This window comes from Luteitalea sp. (assembly GCA_009377605.1).
In the GTDB taxonomy this organism is placed as follows: domain Bacteria; phylum Acidobacteriota; class Vicinamibacteria; order Vicinamibacterales; family Vicinamibacteraceae; genus WHTT01.
The window spans coordinates 1-617 of record WHTT01000298.1 but is presented as its reverse complement, the minus strand read 5'-3'; the positions used below and the strand labels follow the sequence as shown (position 1 = coordinate 617).

Sequence of the window (617 nt, the reverse complement as noted above, 5' to 3'; positions counted from 1 at the left end):
CACTTCGAGGTGCCGATCGACCACGCGGTCGCGGCGATCCAGCCGATGGTGAAGACCGACAAGGCCAACGACACGGTGCTCGACCTGGAGCTGCACGAGCCCTACATCCGCCTGCACGAGACCCACTACTCCGTCAATGCGGAGTCGCTGGCCCACTCGGTCATCGACATCGACACCCGGCTCGTGTCACTCGGCGTGTTCCGCTCGCAGTAACGACGATCGAGGTTGTGGTGAGTCAACGGCGGCTGGACGGCGCGCGCGCGATCGTGACCGGCGGGACCAGGGGCATCGGCAAGGCGATCGCGAGCACCGAGGCCTCGCTCGCGGAGGCGCTGGACGACCTCGCCGGCGAGCGTGTGCAAGCGCTCGCCTGTGACGTGACGGACGCCGCCGCGGTCGAGTCGTTCGTCGCCGAGGCCGTCGCCGTGCTCGGTGGCCTCGACGTGCTCGTCAACAACGCCGGGACGTACATGCTCGGTCGGTTCGAGGACCTCGACGACGCGGACTGGCAGCGTACGTTCGACGTCAACGTGTTCGGTTCCGTGCGCTGCGCCCGGGCCGCGCTGCCGCACCTGCGAGCAAGCACGTCCGGACGTATAGTCAACATCGCCTCGACC

Annotated in this window: 1 protein-coding gene; it reads left to right on the top strand. The window is 68.2% G+C overall.

Going from position 1 to position 617, the window contains the following annotated elements:
* The coding region (locus GEV06_29015) for an SDR family NAD(P)-dependent oxidoreductase (GenBank protein MPZ21881.1) at positions 1-617 on the top strand (617 nt) is incomplete at both ends.